This is a genomic window from Parviterribacter multiflagellatus, assembly GCF_056863265.1.
In genome coordinates this window covers 75,179-90,834 of sequence record NZ_JBXPIZ010000010.1, presented here as the reverse complement: position 1 = coordinate 90,834, position 15,656 = coordinate 75,179, and the positions used below count along the sequence as shown (strand labels likewise).

Annotated in this window: 16 protein-coding genes; 9 read left to right on the top strand and 7 right to left on the bottom strand. The window is 74.1% G+C overall.

The genetic code is table 11. The features are described from left to right. Window positions 1-18 precede the first annotated feature (18 nt). A complete protein-coding gene (locus AC1UE5_RS21055) occupies window positions 19-792 on the top strand; it encodes an SDR family NAD(P)-dependent oxidoreductase (RefSeq protein WP_482927233.1) in 774 nt (257 codons plus the stop codon). On the opposite strand, the gene AC1UE5_RS21050 is transcribed toward AC1UE5_RS21055, so the two are convergent. Beyond that, window positions 789-1,799: an aldo/keto reductase gene (locus tag AC1UE5_RS21050; RefSeq protein WP_482927231.1), complete on the bottom strand. Its 1,011-nt coding sequence runs from the start codon at window positions 1,797-1,799 to the stop codon at window positions 789-791. The genes AC1UE5_RS21055 and AC1UE5_RS21050 overlap by 4 nt on opposite strands. 107 nt (window positions 1,800-1,906) lie before the next feature. Between AC1UE5_RS21050 and AC1UE5_RS21045 the strand changes: the two genes are divergently transcribed. Further along, window positions 1,907-2,782 (top strand): LysR family transcriptional regulator, encoded by an 876-nt coding sequence (locus AC1UE5_RS21045; RefSeq protein WP_482927229.1) that lies wholly within the window; start codon window positions 1,907-1,909, stop codon window positions 2,780-2,782. Here the strand turns inward: AC1UE5_RS21045 and egtD are convergent. Further along, complete coding sequence (gene egtD, locus AC1UE5_RS21040) at window positions 2,754-3,731, bottom strand: L-histidine N(alpha)-methyltransferase (protein WP_482927227.1); 978 nt, start codon at window positions 3,729-3,731, stop codon at window positions 2,754-2,756. The two genes, AC1UE5_RS21045 and egtD, sit on opposite strands and share 29 nt — an antisense overlap. Then, window positions 3,728-4,816 carry an SUMF1/EgtB/PvdO family nonheme iron enzyme gene (locus AC1UE5_RS21035; protein WP_482927225.1) on the bottom strand — a complete coding sequence of 363 codons (1,089 nt, stop codon included), beginning with the start codon at window positions 4,814-4,816 and terminating at the stop codon, window positions 3,728-3,730. Before AC1UE5_RS21035 ends, egtD begins: the two co-directional genes overlap by 4 nt. A gap of 120 nt (window positions 4,817-4,936) precedes the next feature. On the opposite strand from AC1UE5_RS21035, the gene AC1UE5_RS21030 reads away from it, so the two are divergent. Genes AC1UE5_RS21030 through AC1UE5_RS21020 form a run of 3 tightly spaced genes read left to right on the top strand, consistent with a single transcriptional unit; the run spans window position 4,937 to window position 7,914 of the window. Then, on the top strand, window positions 4,937-5,578 hold the full coding sequence (locus AC1UE5_RS21030; protein WP_482927223.1) for a sterol desaturase family protein: 642 nt from the start codon (window positions 4,937-4,939) through the stop codon (window positions 5,576-5,578). 52 nt (window positions 5,579-5,630) lie between these two features. Further along, window positions 5,631-6,686 (top strand): transglycosylase family protein, encoded by a 1,056-nt coding sequence (locus AC1UE5_RS21025; protein ID WP_482927221.1) that lies wholly within the window; start codon window positions 5,631-5,633, stop codon window positions 6,684-6,686. A gap of 28 nt (window positions 6,687-6,714) precedes the next feature. Continuing rightward, entirely contained in the window at window positions 6,715-7,914 is a 1,200-nt protein-coding gene (locus tag AC1UE5_RS21020; protein WP_482927220.1) for an MFS transporter, read from the top strand. Here AC1UE5_RS21020 and AC1UE5_RS21015 read toward each other — a convergent pair. Continuing rightward, the gene (locus tag AC1UE5_RS21015; protein WP_482927218.1) at window positions 7,880-9,106 is read right to left on the bottom strand and encodes an NAD(P)-binding domain-containing protein; all 1,227 of its coding nucleotides are present in this window, start codon (window positions 9,104-9,106) and stop codon (window positions 7,880-7,882) included. The two genes, AC1UE5_RS21020 and AC1UE5_RS21015, sit on opposite strands and share 35 nt — an antisense overlap. Window positions 9,107-9,159: 53 nt before the next feature. Between AC1UE5_RS21015 and AC1UE5_RS21010 the strand changes: the two genes are divergently transcribed. Genes AC1UE5_RS21010 through AC1UE5_RS20995 form a run of 4 tightly spaced genes read left to right on the top strand, consistent with a single transcriptional unit; the run spans window position 9,160 to window position 12,461 of the window. Then, window positions 9,160-9,489: an NYN domain-containing protein gene (locus AC1UE5_RS21010; RefSeq protein ID WP_482927216.1), complete on the top strand. Its 330-nt coding sequence runs from the start codon at window positions 9,160-9,162 to the stop codon at window positions 9,487-9,489. Beyond that, window positions 9,486-10,733 (top strand): DUF4394 domain-containing protein, encoded by a 1,248-nt coding sequence (locus AC1UE5_RS21005; RefSeq protein WP_482927214.1) that lies wholly within the window; start codon window positions 9,486-9,488, stop codon window positions 10,731-10,733. Before AC1UE5_RS21010 ends, AC1UE5_RS21005 begins: the two co-directional genes overlap by 4 nt. Continuing rightward, entirely contained in the window at window positions 10,733-11,008 is a 276-nt protein-coding gene (locus AC1UE5_RS21000; RefSeq protein WP_482927212.1) for an SH3 domain-containing protein, read from the top strand. The genes AC1UE5_RS21005 and AC1UE5_RS21000 overlap by 1 nt, the downstream gene beginning before the upstream one ends. After that, the gene (locus AC1UE5_RS20995) at window positions 11,001-12,461 is read left to right on the top strand and encodes an RNA polymerase sigma factor (protein ID WP_482927211.1); all 1,461 of its coding nucleotides are present in this window, start codon (window positions 11,001-11,003) and stop codon (window positions 12,459-12,461) included. The genes AC1UE5_RS21000 and AC1UE5_RS20995 overlap by 8 nt, the downstream gene beginning before the upstream one ends. Before the next feature lie 45 nt (window positions 12,462-12,506). Here AC1UE5_RS20995 and AC1UE5_RS20990 read toward each other — a convergent pair whose 3' ends face one another. The 3 genes from AC1UE5_RS20990 to AC1UE5_RS20980 are packed head-to-tail and all read right to left on the bottom strand — an operon-like array spanning window position 12,507 to window position 15,654. Then, window positions 12,507-13,661: an ABC transporter ATP-binding protein gene (locus tag AC1UE5_RS20990; RefSeq protein WP_482927210.1), complete on the bottom strand. Its 1,155-nt coding sequence runs from the start codon at window positions 13,659-13,661 to the stop codon at window positions 12,507-12,509. Beyond that, complete coding sequence (locus AC1UE5_RS20985) at window positions 13,658-14,707, bottom strand: ABC transporter ATP-binding protein (RefSeq protein ID WP_482927208.1); 1,050 nt, start codon at window positions 14,705-14,707, stop codon at window positions 13,658-13,660. Before AC1UE5_RS20985 ends, AC1UE5_RS20990 begins: the two co-directional genes overlap by 4 nt. Continuing rightward, window positions 14,704-15,654, bottom strand: a complete 951-nt coding sequence (locus AC1UE5_RS20980) for an ABC transporter permease (RefSeq protein ID WP_482927206.1) — start codon at window positions 15,652-15,654, stop codon at window positions 14,704-14,706. Before AC1UE5_RS20980 ends, AC1UE5_RS20985 begins: the two co-directional genes overlap by 4 nt. Window positions 15,655-15,656 lie beyond the last annotated feature (2 nt).

The following is a 15,656-nucleotide window of genomic DNA, read 5'->3' as shown; positions in this document are numbered from 1 at the left end:
CGCGCTATCCCTGGTTCGATGAACATCGATCTCAGTGGGCGCACGGCGCTCGTCACCGGCTCGACCGCCGGGATCGGCCAGGCCATCGCGACCGGGCTCGCCCGTGCGGGCGCGACCGTGATCGTCAACGGCCGGTCGGAGGAGCGCGTCGCCGCGGCCGTGGAGGCGATCGGCGGGGATGCGCGCGGCGCGGCCGCCGACGTCGGCACCGCCGAAGGCTGCAAGGCGCTGACGGACGCCGAGCCCGACGTCGACATCCTCGTCGCCAACACCGGCATCTTCCGTCCGCACCCCGTCTTCGACATCCCCGACGAGGAGTGGCTGCAGACCTTCGAGGTGAACGTGCTCCACGCCGTCCGCCTCTCCCGCCATTACGTCCCGCGCATGATCGAGCGCGGCTGGGGCCGCTCGATCTTCGTCTCCAGCGAGTCCGCACTGCAGATCACGCCCGAGATGGTCCAGTACGCGATGACGAAGACCGCGATGCTGGCCGTGCAGCGCGGCATCGCCGAGTCGTTCCCCGCGACCGGCGTCACGTTCAACACGATCATGCCCGGCCCGACGCTCACGGACGGCGTCCGCGAGATGCTCGGCGGCGGGGACGACGAGGAGATCGCGGCGAAGGGCCGCGCGTTCGTGGAGCAGGAGCGCAGCAGCTCCCTCATCAAGCGCCTGATCGACCCGGAGGAGGTCGCGAACCTCGCGGTCTACCTCGCGAGCGATCAGGCGAGCGCCACCACCGGCGCGGCGTTGCGCGTCGATGGTGGCGTTCTCAGGGCGGCGATCGGCTAACGCTCGGAGTCGAGGTGCGCCATCTGCGGCGCGGCGTAGCGGTCCCCGGCCGCGGCGCCGCGCGGGACGGCGGCCTCGATGCGGGCCAGGTCGTCCGCGCTCAGGTCCTGCGCGAGCGGCACGGCGCGCAGGGCCTCGTCGAGCCGGTCGCGGCGCCGCGCGCCGATCAGCGGCACGATGTCGTCGCCGCGGGTGAGCGCCCACGCGATCGCGACCTGCGCGACGGTCGCGCCCCGCTCGTCGGCCACGCGCCGCAGCTCCTCGACGAGCGCGAGGTTGCGGTCGAGGTTCTCGCCGGCGAACCGCGGCGAGCGCGCGCGGAAGTCGTTCGCCGCCAGCGAGCGGTCCGCGGACCAGTGGCCGCTCAGCAGCCCGCGCGACAGCACGCCGTACGCGGTGACGCCGATGCCCAGCTCGCGCGTCACCGGCAGGATCGCGTCCTCGACCGAGCGCGACAGGAGCGAGTACTCGATCTGCAGGTCGGCGATCGGGTGCACGGCGGCGGCTCGGCGGATCGTCTCCGCGCCCACCTCGCTCAGCCCGACGTGGCGCACGTAGCCGGCCTCGACGAGCTCCGCGATCGCGCCGACGGTCTCCTCGATCGGGACGGCCGGGTCGAGCCGGGCCGGGCGGTAGACGTCGACGTGGCCGGTGCCGAGGCGCTGGAGCGTGTAGGCGAGCGCGGTCTTCACGGCGGCGGGCGACGCGTCGTAGCCGAGCCACGCGCCGTCCGGGCCGCGCTGCGCGCCGAACTTCACGCTGATGACGACGTTGTCGCGGGCGTGGGAGGGAGCGGTGCGCAGCGCCTCCGCGATCAGCAGCTCGTTGTGCCCCATCCCGTAGAAGTCGCCGGTGTCGATCAGCGTGACGCCGGCGTCGAGCGCGGCGTGGATGGTGGCGATCGACTCCGCGCGGTCGGCGGGGCCGTACAGGTCGGACATGCCCATCGCGCCGAGCCCGATGGTCGAGACGGCGGGGCCGGTGGTGCCGAGGTTCCGGGAGGTCATGGCTGCCAAGCTAGGCGCGGTGCGGCCCGATCAGAAACAGCCCTCGGATGTGAACCCACAACCGCGCGTGGAGGGCCCCCGCGGGGCGGCGTGGAGGGGTGCGGCGGGTGCCTGAGCTGCGCCATCTGCGCGTCTTCGCGGCCGTCGCGCGCGAGCGCAACTTCACCCGCGCGGCGACCCAGCTGCACCTCGCCCAGCAGGCCGTGTCGAAGACGGTCAGCCAGCTGGAGGCGGAGCTCGGCGTCGAGCTCCTCAGGCGCACCACCCGCGAGGTCGAGCTGACGCCGGCGGGCCGCGCGCTGCTGGAGGACGCGCAGGCGGTCGTCGCCGCCGCGGACGCCGCGTTCGCCCGCGCCCGCGCGATCGGCAGCGGCGAGGCGGGCGTGCTCCAGCTCGGCGTCTCCCCGGCGGTGCCGATGCAGGAGGTCGACGCCGCCGTCGTCGCGTTCCGGGCGGCGCGGCCCGGCCTGGAGGTCCACATCACGACCGCGCGCCCGCGTGACGTCGTCGCCGGCCTGACGAGCCACGAGCTGGATCTCGCGCTCGTCCGGACCGTCCCGGAGGCGCCCGCGCTGGAGCACCGGCTCGTCGCGCACGTCCCGATGCAGCTCGCCGTGCCCGACGGCCACCGGCTCGCGGGCCGCGCCGCCGCGCGCCTCAGCGACCTCGACGGCGAGACGCTCGTCGTCTACAACCCGCCCGGCACGCCGTACACCGACACGCTCCTCCACGCCGTCCGCGCGGCGGGCGCGCAGGTCGAGCTCCACCGCTCGGGCGTGATCGGCGACGGCAGCGGCCTCGCCGACGTCAGCACCGGCCACGGCGTCGCGCTCGTCTCCGCGCACAACCCGGGCCGGGCCGGCGTCGTCCTGCTCGCGCTGGACGACCCGCCGGCCCTGCCGCTCCACGCCGTCTGGCTGCGCGCGGCCCCGCCGCCCGGCCTCGATCAGCTCCTCAGCGCTGCCGCGGCCGCGACAGGGTGACCGCGAACAGCTCGTCCGGGTCGGTCATCCAGCGCACGAGGTCGAGCCCGGCGGCGCGCAGGTCGTCGTCGAGCCGCTCGGCCGTGAACTTCGCGCTGATCTCGGTCCGCAGCTCCTCGCGCGCGGCGAACCGCACGGTCAACCCCAGGTCGCGCACGCGCACGACCTGCCGCGACCGCGCCCGCAGGCGCATCTCGATCCACTCGTGGTCGGGGTCGAAGAACGCGACGTGCTCGAACTGGTCGACGTCGAAGTCCGCGCCGAGCGTCCGGTTCATCACGTGCAGCACGTTGCGGTTGAACTCCGCCGTGACGCCCTCGCTGTCGTCGTAGGCCGCCTCGATCACCGCCGGGTCCTTGACGAGGTCGGTGCCGAGCAGCAGGTGGTCGCGCGGGCCGAGCCGCCGCCGCAGCGTGCGCAGGAACCGCCGCCGCGCGCCGGGGAGGAAGTTCCCCAGCGTCCCGCCGAGGAACACGATCAGCCGCGCGCCGTCCTTGGGCGGCAGGTGGTCGAGGTGGCGCTCGAAGTCGCCGACCAGCCCGTGCACGCGCAGCCCGTCGTACTCCTCCACGAGCTGGTCGGCGCACGCGCGCACGGTCGCCTCGCTCACGTCGACCGGCACGAACCGCCGCAGCGTCCCCGCCTCGTGGAGCGCGTCGAGCAGCACCCGCGTCTTCGTCGCGTAGCCGGCGCCCAGCTCGACCACCTCGTTCGCGCCGCTCACCTCAGCGATGTCGGCGGCGCGCTCGGACAGGATCGCCCGCTCGGTGCGGGTCGGGTAGTACTCGGGGAGGTCGCAGATGCGCTCGAACAGCTCGCTCCCGCGCGCGTCGTAGAAGTGCTTTGGCGGCAGCTCCTTGAACGGCCGCGTGAGCCCGTCGAGCACGTCCTCGGCCAGCGTCCGCTCGTCGGTCGCGTCCAGCCGCGAGTCGACCGTCACGTCCCTCATGCCCCCACCTCCGCGTCGGAAGCGAGGCGCACCCCGCTGAAGATCTGCCGCCGCTGGGGCAGGTCCCAGTTGCGGAACGTCCGGGTCGCCACCCGCGGCGACGCGGCCCACGAGCCGCCGCGCAGCACGCGGTAGCCCTGGCCGAAGAAGACCTCGCTGTACTCCTTGTACGGGTGCGCCCGGAAGCCCGGGTACCCGGCGAACTCGGTCGATGTCCACTCCCAGACCGCACCCACGCCGTCGATGGCGCTGTGGTCCGAGGTCGCCGCCTTCTCCCACTCCGCTTCGGTCGGGAGCCTGGCCCCGAGGCTGCGCGCGAAGGCGTCGGCCTCGAACCACGACAGGTGCTGGACCGGGCGCGTGTCGTCCGCGCCCGTCCACCCCAGTGGGTGGGTGATGTCGTAGTCCTCCTTCCAAGCCCAGCCCTCGTCGCTCCACCACTCGCGGCGCGTGTAGCCGCCGCCCTCGACGAACCGCAGGAACGTCGCGTTGGTGATCGGCGTGCGGGTGATGCGGAACGCGGGCAGCTCGACCGTCCGCTGCGGGCGCTCGTTGTCGTAGGCGAACCGGCCGTCGTCCGGTGCGCCCATGGTGAACGGGCCGGCGGGCACCGTGATCCACACCGGCGCCGCGTCGCCGCGCGGCAGCGATCCGTTGGGCGAGCCCGCAGGGTGGCCGCCGAGGAACAGCGCCTGGCGCATCGTCTCGGTGTGCTGCAGCTCGTGCTGAAGGACGAGCTCGTGGAGGTCACGCTCGCCGTGCTCGGCCAGGACCGCGAGCGTCCGCTCCCGCACCTGGGCCAGGTACGCGAGCGCCGCGGGGCGGTCGAGGATCTCGATGTCGCCGCGCACCGCGCGCGGCGTCTCGAAGGCGTCGTAGACGGCGGCCAGGTCCGGGCGCAGCAGCGGTTCGCCGGTGATGCGGTGCACGCACCACAGCTCCTCGTAGGCGGCGATGTGGCCGAGATCCCAGACCAGCGGGCTCATTATCGGATCGAGCGGCCGGTGGACCGTCTCGTCGTCGAGCCCGGCGACGAGATCGAGCGTCCTCGTGCGCGCCTCGTCCAATGCGTCGATGAGGGCCATGGGAGCCATCGTTGCAAGGCAACCAAGGCCCGTGGACGCCCTACCGGACAGGACTCGCCCTCTTCGGCATCCCTAACTCGGGCTGCAGCCGGTTGTCGGGGATGCGAGACTAGGGGCCTGATGAGCTCCGACGCACCGACCCCCCGCCGCGCCGACATCCTGCGGGCGTCGCCGCGGATGTTCGAGTCGAACCTCCTCGACAAGCTCTCCCGGGTCCACCCGTCCGTCCCGGTGATCATCTTCGTGCCGGCGATCCTCGTGCTCGCCTACTTCGGCATCGACCGCAACGGCGTCGCCGCGTTCGTCGGTCTCCTGGTCGCCGGCTACGTCGTCTGGACGCTGACCGAGTACTGGCTGCACCGCATCGTCTTCCACTTCGAGCCGGACGCGAAGTGGGGACGGCGCCTGCACTGGATCATCCACGGCGTGCACCACGACCACCCGAACGACCCGATGCGGCTCGTCATGCCGCCGTCGGTCTCGGTGCCGCTGGCGCTGCTGTTCTACGGCCTGTTCGCGCTGACGCTCGGCCCGGACGCCGCCCCGGCGCTCGGCGCGGGCTTCTTCGCGGGCTACCTGTTCTACGACATGACGCACTACCACGTGCATCACCACAAGCCGAAGACGTGGGCCGGCAGGAAGCTGCGCGAGCTGCACATGCGCCACCACTTCCAGGACCACACGAAGTCCTACGGCGTGTCGGCGCCGTGGTGGGACACCGTGTTCGGCACCGCGACCAAGCGCGCGAAGAAGCGGGCGTAGCTGCAACGAAGCATGCGAGGTGCAGGGCCTTCGGCGCTAGCGTCGGGGACTCGTGCGCCGCGCGCTGAGGTTGTCCGCTGCCGTCCTGCCCCTGCTCCTCGCGGTGGTGGGGCTCTTCGTCGTGCTGCCGTCGTTCTCCGACGCGGCGGATCCCGGCGCGCTGCGCGACAAGCTCGGGCAGAACCAGGCCCAGGCCCAGTCGCTCAGCGCCCAGGTCGCGCGGCTGGAGAAGCTCGAGCGCGCGCTCACCCGGCAGGTCACGAAGATCCAGGCGCGGCAGGCCGAGGTGCAGGCCGACCTGGACGCCGACCAGGCCGAGCTGGAGCGCGTGCAAGCCGACCTGGAGAAGGAGCGCGCCCGCGCGCTGCGACTGCGCAAGCGGCTCGCGGAGGCCCGCGAGGTGCTCGCGACCCGGATGCTCGAGCGCTACAAGGCGCCCGAGGTCGACGCGATCTCGGTCGTGCTGAACTCGACGAGCTTCGCGGACCTGATGGAGCGCACCGCGTTCCTCAAGCGCATCCAGCAGAACGACGAGGAGATCGTCGTCGCGGTGAAGACCGCCCGGCGCGACGCGATCGCCGAGCGCCGCCGGCTCGACGCCGCCGAGGCCAGGCAGGCGCGGATCGTCGAGGGGCTGCGCGCGCGCCGCAACGCGATCGCGAAGATGGCCGAGCAGGTGAGCGCGCGCCAGGCGACCATCCAGCGCGTCCGCTCCGCCCGCCAGGCGGCGCTCGCCGCCACCCGTGCCCGCGGCCGCAAGCTGCGGAAGGACCTCGAGCGGGCCGAGCGCGAGGCCGCCGCCGCGGCCGCCCGCGCCGCCGAGGCCGCGCAGCAGCAGGCCGCCCCGAGCGCCACGCCGTCCGGCGGCTGGGCGATCCCCGAGGCGATCGTCATGTGCGAGTCCGGCGGCCAGAACCTGCCGCCCAACCACGCGGGCGCATCCGGCTACTACCAGTTCATCCCCTCGACGTGGAAGGGGCTCGGCGGGAAGGGCCCGCACGCGTACCTGCGCCCGAAGGCCGAGCAGGACGCGCTCGCCGCGAAGCTGTGGAACGGCGGCAAGGGCGCGTCGAACTGGGACTGCGCCGCCATCGTCGGCATCCTCTAGCCGCGTTACGCGCTAGCGTCCGCGCAGGATGCTCCGCGCATACGGGAGGCTCTTCGACGACCCGCGGGCCCGGCGGCTGCTCGGGGCGTCGCTCGTCGGCCGGCTCGCGATCGGGCTGTTCGACCTCCCGCTGATCGTCGCGACCGAGCATGCCACCGGCTCGTACGCGGTCGCCGGCGCGGCGGTCGCCACGTTCGCGGGCGGCGTGGCGCTCACCGCGCCCCGGCGCGGGCGGCTGCTCGACCGCCACGGCCCGCGCCGCTTCCTGCCGTGGCTCGGCATCCCCAGCGCCCTGGCCGTCGCCGCGCTCACCGTCGCGGCCGGGCCCGGTGCGGCGACGGCGCCGATCCTCGTCCTCGCGGCGGTGGCGGGCCTGGTCACGCCGCCGTTCGCCACCGCGATGCGGCTGGAGTGGCAGGCGATGCTCGGGCGCGGCGACCCGCGGCTGCAGCAGGCGTACGCGCTGGAGACGACGCTCCGGGTCGGGGTGTTCATCGCCGGGAGCCTCGTGGCGGCGCTCGGCATCGCGCTGATCGGCGCGCGGGCGGTGCTGGCCGTCTGCGCCGCGCTCACCCTGGCCGGGGCGTTCGGGGCGGCCGCGCTGGGGGTCGCGCGCCCGGCGCCGGCGCCGGCGGGGCCGCGCCGCTCGCCGATCCGCATCGCCGGCGTCACCACGCTCGCGCTCGCCACCGCGTGCGCGGACGTGGGGCTCGGGGCCGTCGACGTCGCGGTGACCGCGTTCGCGGGGGAGCGGGACGCGAGCTGGGCGGCCGGGCTGCTGCTGGCCGGGTTCGCGGTCAGCTCCGCGCTTGGGTCGGCGGCGATCGGTGCCCGCGCCCCGCGCAGCGAGCCCCGCCGGCGGCTGCTGGCGATCTTCCTCGCGCTCGCCGCCGGCCTCGCGCTGCTCGCGGCCGCGTGGTCGCTGCCGGTGCTCGCGCTCTTCCTGCTCGCCGCGGGCGCCCCGTCGGGCATCCAGTGGGCGACCGTGTCGGTGGTGCTCGACGACGTCGCCCCGCGCGGGAGCGAGGGTGAGGCGTTCAACTGGCTCTCGACCGCCAACGCGACCGGCTTCGCGCTCGGCGGCCTGAGCGCAGGCGTCGCCGTCGAGCTCGGGGGCCCGCCGCTGGCGTTCCTGGCCGCCGCGGCCTCCGTGCTGGCCGCGGCGGCGATCGTCGCGGTGCGCGCCGCGACGCTCAGGCCATCGTCGCCTGCCGCGCCCCCTGCGTGATGTGCGCGGCGACCCGCTCGGCGTCGCGGAGCACGCCGTAGAGCGTGCCGCTGGAGCGGTGCGTCAGCCACGGCACACCGAGCACGTACAGGCCGGCGCTGGGCGTCGCGACGCCGCGCGCGATCGGCTGGCCGGCGGGCGTGAGGATCGGCATCCGCAGCCAGCCGAAGTCGCCGCCGAAGCCGGTCGCCCAGACGACGGTCGTCACGCCCGCGGCGCGCAGGTCGACCGAGGACGCGCCGCCGGCGACCGGCGTCGCGAACGCCGCCGCGACGTCCGCCGGGGCGGGCTCGGGCGCCGGGGCGTCGATGCCGCGCGCCGCCACGAAGTCGTCGACCTTGGCCCGCCACCGCGCGTGCGACTCGCGGGCGTACGCGACGTGCTCCTCCGCGGCGCCGTCGAAGGTCAGCTGCGTGCCGGCGGCGTGGACGAGCCGGCCCACGAGCTGGACGCCGCGTGCCGCGAGGTCCTCGAGCGACAGCTCCACGCCAGCGCCGAAGTGCGGGTTCGGCTTGCCGCGCATCGCCTCGTCGGCGTCGTCGGCGGGCAGGTCGAGGTGCCCCATGTCGCGCCACCACTCGGTGATGTCGCGCCCGCGGTAGCGCCGCGGGACGCCGGGGACGCGGCTCGTCGCGAGCAGGACGCGGCGGCCGGCGCGGGCGAGGTCGTCCGCGATCTGCAGGCCGCTCTGCGCGCCGCCGACGACGAGCACCGCGCCGGGCGGCAGCTCGCCGGCGCTGCGGTAGTCGGCGGTGTGGAGGTGCTCGATGCCGTGGCCGCTGACGCGGTACGCGACGCCCGGCAGGTGCGGGACGCGCTGCGCGCCGGAGGCGGCGACGACGCTGGAGCAGCGCAGGACGTCGTCGTCGGTCGCGACGAGGTAGCCGCCGTCGCGCTGACGCCAGACGGCGCGGACGCCGGTGTGCTCGTGGACGGGCAGGAGCGCCGCGCGCTCCTCCAGGGAGCGCACCAGCTCACCGGCGGTGTGGAAGCGGTGCGGGTCGTCCGGGAGTCCGCTCATCCAGCCGGGCGTGTTGAGCCGGAACGCGTCCCAGCGCTGGGTCCGCCAGGTCTCGCCGACGCGACCCCGTTCGAGGACGACGTGCGGGTGGCCGGCGTCGGCCAAGGCCGCGCTCGCCGCGAGGCCGGCGGGGCCGGCGCCGACGACGACGGTGTCGATGCGGGAGGTCATGGGCCGCAAGGTCCCGGACGCCTCTTACTGGGGGCTTACCATCCACACCTGCCATGGGTCGCTGGCTGGTGGACGGCAACAACGTGATGGGCTCCAAGCCGGACGGCTGGTGGCGCGACCGCCACGGCGCCATGCAGCGGCTCGTCAACGCGCTCGACGACCGGGCCGGCGCGACCGGCGACGAGATCGAGGTCATCTTCGACGGGCGCCCGCGCGAGCTGCAGGCCACGCGCGTCCACGTCGGCTTCGCGCCGCACGCGGACGACGCGATCGCGGCGCGGGCCGCGCCGGGGCTGACGGTCGTCACCGCCGATCGCGAGCTGCGCGAGCGCGTGACCGCCGCCGGCGCCGACGTCGCCGGCCCGCGGACGATCGTCCCGTGAGCCCCAGCAAGTCCGCCACCGCGCGGCGCGCGACCGGTTGTAGGGATGTGAACGCCCGCCGGGCCCTCCTCCCGCTCTCGCTCGCCTTCGCGTGCGCCCCGCTGCTGCTCGCGGCGGCGCCCGCTCCCGCGCGCGCCGCGGAGGGGTTCGTCGGCATCCTCGAGGACGGCCGGATGGCCCGCTTCCAGAGCGACACGCTGCCCGGCATCTCGCCGCCGGTGCCGCTGCGCGGCCTCACCCCGCGCGAGCAGATCGTCGCGGTCGGTCACGCCCCCGGCCGCGTGCTGGGGATCGGCTCGTCCGCCCGGCTGTACGTGATCGACCCGCGGATCGCGCGCGCCTACCGGATCGGCCCGCCGTTCGTGCAGGGGCTGCGCGGCACGCGCTTCTCGCTCGTCGTCGCCCCCGACGGCCGCAGTGCCCGGCTCCTGAGCGACGTCGGGCAGGACCTGCTCATCGACACCGCGACCGGCGCGACGACGGTCGGCGCGGGGATGCGCCGCAAGGACGGCACGACGACGTACGCGGCGGTCGACCGGCGCAACGCCGACGGCGCGCTCGTCGGGGTGGACGTCGCCCGCGGCGAGCTGGTGGAGGAGACGCCGGAGTCCGCGGCCGCCCCACCGGCGACCGCGCCGGGCAGCCCCGCGCCGCAGGCGGCCGCCGCCGCACCCGTCGCGACGATGTCCACCCGCGCGCTCGACACCTCGCGCGCGCCGCAGCTGACCGAGCCGACGAGCTTCACCGTCGACTCCACCGGGAGCGGCTGGCTGATCGCCGCCGCCGAGGCGCAGCGGACGAAGCGGCGCAACTCGGTCGTCCAGCGGGTCAACCTCCAGACCGGCGCAGCCGAGACGCTCCCTGCGTACCTCTACCGCCGCGTGCGCACGTTCACGAGCGTCGGCGAGGTCGGCGACGACACGCTCCCGCCGTCGCTGGCGGTCCGCATCCCGCGCCGCATCTCGGTCAAGGGCCTGCTGGCCGGCAACGCGAAGGCGCAGGTCATCGTCTCGGAGGGCGGCATCGTCGACATGCAGCTGCGGCGCCAGGGCCAGGTGCTGGCGTCGGGCTCGGGGTCGACCGACGCCCGCACGGCGCTGATGTTCCCGGGCGTGTGGGTCCGCGCCCAGATGCGCACGACCCTGCGGGCGAGCATCGGCCAGACGGCGCAGCTGCGCTTCGTCGCGCGCGATTGGGCAGGCAACCGCACCACGGTCACCCGGACGGTGCGCCTCGTCAGGTGATGCATGCCGGTCTCGTCGCCCTCGCCGTCATCTTCGTCGTGTTCGTCGCGTCGCCCGTCGTGGACCCCGCGCCTGCCTACGCCAAGCACGAGCGGCGCCTGTGCGCGGACCGCGCCAACCTCTACGACACGCCCGGAGGGTTCGTGATCGGCCGTCTCTACAAGCCCGCGAAGGTCCTCGTGCTGCGCCGCAGCGCCAACCGCCGCTGGCTGCACGTGCGGACCAAGTCCCAGCTCACCGGCTGGATCATCACCGGAGTCGTCTGCCGTGCCTGAGCCCACACGCACCGTCAAGGAGACCGAGGACACGCGCCTCGTCGCGGCGTACCGCGCCGGCGACGACGCCGCGTTCGGCCGCATCTTCGCCCGCCACCACGGCGCGCTGCTGCGCTACGCGCAGCGGATGATCCAGAGCGAGTCGCTGGCCGAGGACGTCGTGCAGGAGGCGATGCTCCGCGCGAGCCGCGCGCTGCGCCGCGACGAGCGCCACATGGACCTCAAGCCGTGGCTCTACCGGCTCGTGCGCAACTGCGCTTTGGACGAGCTGAGCCGCGTGCGCACCGACAGCGTCGAGCTCGACCTCGTCGACGCCGCGGGCGGCCTGCGCGCCGCCGCGGTCACCGAGCCGGAGGAAGCGACCGAGCGCCGCGGCCACCTGCGCGACGTGCTCGGCGACGTCGCGCTGCTGCCCGCGCCGCAGCGCCATGCGCTCCTGCGCCGGGAGGTCGACGGTGTCTCCGTCGCGCAGCTGTCGACCGAGCTGGGCGTCACCGAGCAGGCGGTCAAGTCGCTCGTCTACCGCGCCCGCGCGAACCTCGTCAAGCAGCGCGAGGCGCGCTCGACGACCTGCCAGGACGTGCAGCGCGACCTGCTGCGCGCGCACGACGAGCGCCGCCGCGCGGCCTCCGCGACCTACCGCCACCTGGCCGGCTGCGGCGAGTGCCGCGCGATGCGCTCGGCGCTGCGGCAGACGCGCCGGCAGATGGCGATCCTCAACCCGGGCCCGCTGCTGCTGGCCGGCGGCGGGATCGCGGGCGTCGCCGCCGCGCTGAAGCTGAGCGGCGGCGCAGCGAGCGCGTCGGCCCCGAAGGTCGCGGCCGTCGCGGCGTCGGCGGCGGTGGCGGCGGGCGCGGTCGGCGTCGGCGTCGAGGTGTTCGGGCCCGGCGACCCGGCGCCGCGCGAGCTCGCGTCGATCGCCCTGCCCGGCGGCGCGTTGAAGGAGGGCGCGCCGCTGCCGCGCGGCACCGTGCTCGTCACCCACGGCGTGCGGATCGCGGCCGGGCGCACGGCGCCGCGCGAGGTCGCGCTCACCTGCCCGGCCGGCACGCGCGTGGCGGATCTCGTCCCCGCCCAGGGCGGCGCGCGGCTGGCGACGACGTACGCGCCGCGCACGGTGGTCGGCGTCAGCACGACCGCGCACGTCGCCATCCAGCAGCGTCCGGTCGAGGCCGCGACGACGTTCCAGGTCGCGATCCTCTGCAAGCAGCCGGACGCCGCGGGCTCGCTCGTCCCGGAGACCGGCGCCCGCGCGGCCGCGGACGCCTCGGGCGACGCGGCCGCGCGGACCGTCGCCCGCGAGGAGTACCTCCTCGCCAAGCCGGCCGGCGACCCCGTCGGCTCGGTGCGCGCCGGTCAGCCGGTCCGCGTCGTCGAGGCCCGGGACGGCTGGCGCCGCATCGAGACCAACGCGGGCACCGACGGCTGGGTCCGCGCCGACGCGCTCCGGTGAGCTGACACCACCGGGGCGCGTCGGGGCGGCCCAGCGCCCGGACGCCTAGGCCTGCTGCGTGTCGACCGCGACGCCGCTGCGCAGCGGCGCGTTCGGATCCTCGACGCGCTCGGGCGCCGTGTCCGTCGCGGCGGCGGGCGACTCGGGCGCCTTGCGGGAGCCGTCGACCTCGGCCTGCGTGACGTTGAGCGGGTAGTGGCACGCGGCCAGGTGCCCGTTCGGGTACTCGCTCAGGCGCGGGACTTCGACCTTGCACCGGTCGCGGGCGCGCGGGCAGCGGGTGTGGAACACGCAGCCCGACGGCGGGTTGACCGGCGACGGCGGCTCGCCGCTCACCACGATGCGCTCGCGCTGGCGGTTCAGCCGCGGATCGGGGACCGGGATCGCCGACAGCAGCGCCGCCGTGTACGGGTGGATCGGCTTGACGTAGAGCTCCTCCGATGGAGACAGCTCCATGATCTTGCCGAGGTACATCACCGCGATCCGGTCCGACACGTGGCGGACGACCGACAGGTCGTGCGCGACGAACAGGTACGTCAGCCCGAACTCGTCCTGCAGGTCCTCGAGCAGGTTGACGATCTGCGCCTGGATCGACACGTCGAGCGCCGAGACCGGCTCGTCGAGGACGATCAGCTTCGGCTCCAGCGCCAGCGCGCGGGCGATGCCGATGCGCTGCCGCTGGCCGCCCGAGAACTCGTGCGGGTAGCGGTTGACGTGCTCGCGCGACAGGCCGACGCGCTCGACGAGCTCCTCGATCTTCTTCTCGACGTCGCCCTTGGCGACGCCGTGGAGCTCGAGCGGGGCGGAGAGGATCTCCCGGATGCGCTTGCGCGGGTTGAGCGACGCGAACGGGTCCTGGAAGACCATCTGCATGTCGCGCCGCAGCGGCCGCATCCCGCGCCGGCTGGCGCGCGTGATGTCGTGGCCGTCGAACGAGATCTGCCCGGCCGTCGGCTCGAGCAGCCGCATGAGCGTCCGCGAGAGCGTCGTCTTGCCGCAGCCGGACTCGCCGACCAGGCCGAGCGTCTCGCCGCGCTGGAGCGTGAACGTGACGTCGTCGACCGCGTGGACGTGCGCCGCCGTGCGGTTCAGCAGCCCCGAGCGGATCGGGAAGTGCTGCTTGACGTGCTGGATCTCCAGCAGCGGCGTCGTGCCGTCGGTCGCCGCGGGCTTCTCCGGCGTGGCGGTCTCCGCGCTCACGCGATCGCCCCTTCCATCTCGAGCCCGATCTGGCCGGGCGCGATCTCCCGCCGCTTGCGCTTCTCCTCGACGGGGAGCCAGCAGCGGTCCTGGTGGCCGGGCGAGTCCGCGACCCGGTTCTCCAGCTCCGGGTACTTCGGGCACTGCTCGAACGCGTGCCGGCAGCGCGGCCGGAAGTGGCAGCCCTCCGGCCGGTTGAGCAGCGAGGGCGGCGAGCCCGGGACCGACGGCAGCCGCTTGGGCCGCTCGCGGTCGATGCGCGTGATCGAGCCCAGCAGCCCCCACGTGTACGGGTGCTGCGGGTCGTAGAACAGCTCGTCCAGCGTGCCGGTCTCGACGATCCGCCCCGCGTACATGACGGCGATGCGGTCGGCGATGTCGGCGACGACGCCGAGGTCGTGCGTGACGAGGATGATCGCGGTGCCGCTGCGCTCGCGCAGCTCCCGCATCTCGGCCAGGATCTGCGCCTGGATCGTCACGTCGAGCGCGGTGGTCGGCTCGTCCGCGATCAGGATCGACGGGTCGTTCGACATCGCCATCGCGATCATCACGCGCTGGCGCATGCCGCCCGAGAACTCGTGTGGGTACGAGTCGACGCGCTCGGCCGCGCGCGGGATGCCCACGCGCTCGAGCAGCCGCACGACGCGGTCGCGCGCCTCGGCGTCCGAGACGTCCTCGTGGGCCTGGATCTGCTCGACGATCTGCGCGCCGATCCGGTGGACCGGGTTCAGCGAGGTCATCGGGTCCTGGAAGATCATCGCGATCTCCTTGCCGCGGACCTTGCGCAGCTCGTCGTCCGTGGCGCCGACCAGCTCCAGGTCGCGGAGCTTCGCGGTGCCGCCGAACTTCGCGTTGGGCGACCGCGTGAGCCCCATGAGGGTCATCGCGGTGACGGACTTGCCGGAGCCGGACTCGCCGACCACGGCGAGCACCTCGCCCGGGTTGAGCTGGAAGGAGACGTCGTCGACCGCGTGGACGATCCCGTCTTCGGTACGGAAGTCGACCTTGAGGTGCTGGACGTCGAGAAGTGGCTGTGAGGTGCTCACTGCAGACGGATCCTGGGATCGAGGAAGGCGTAGACGATGTCGATCAGCGTGTTGAAGATCACGATGAAGAACGCGCCGAACATCGTGATCGCGAGCACGGGCGGCACATCGAGACGGCCGATCGACTCGGCGAGGTACTGCCCGATGCCCTGGAGGTCGAAGACCGTCTCGGTGAGGATGGCCCCGCCGCCGATGGCGAGCGAGAAGTCCAGCCCCCAGAGGGTCACGACCGGGATGAGCGAGTTGCGCAGCACGTGCCGGATCAGCACGCGGCGCTCGCTCAGGCCCTTGGCGCGGGCGGTGCGGACGTAGTCGTCGTTGATCGTGTCGAGCACGCTCGACCGGACGACACGGGAGTACACGCCGATGAACAGCGTGGCCAGGACGCACCACGGCAGGATCAGGTGGCTCAGCCAGCCCCCGATGCCGCCGTCGGCGAACGTCTCGTAGCCGCCGTTCGGGAAGATCCCGGCCTTGTAGCCGAGGTAGTACGAGGCGAGCGCGCCGAGCCAGAAGACGGGCATCGAGATGCCGATCAGCGCCAGCACGGTCACCAGGGAGTCGGACCACTTGCCCGCCCTGACGGCGGTGAAGAGGCCGAGCGCGACGCCGACCGCCAGCCACAGCAACGCGGCGCCGATCGCGAGCGAGAAGGTGCGCGGCGCGCCGCGCTTGATCTCGTCCACCACGTTGACGCGGTTGTTGTAGGAGATCAGCTCGCCGGTGAAGACCTTCTCCATCGTCTTCACGTACTGGACCGGGAGGCTCCGGTCGAAGCCCCAGTCCTTGCGGATCTGCTCGACGACCTGCGGCGTGACGTTCTTGCCCGCCATCTGGACCGCCGGGTCGCTGTTCGGGATGACGTTGAAGATCAGGAACGTCAGCACCGAGACCATGAACAGGACGAAGACCATCGCCACGAGGCGGCGGATGACGAACGTGACCATGA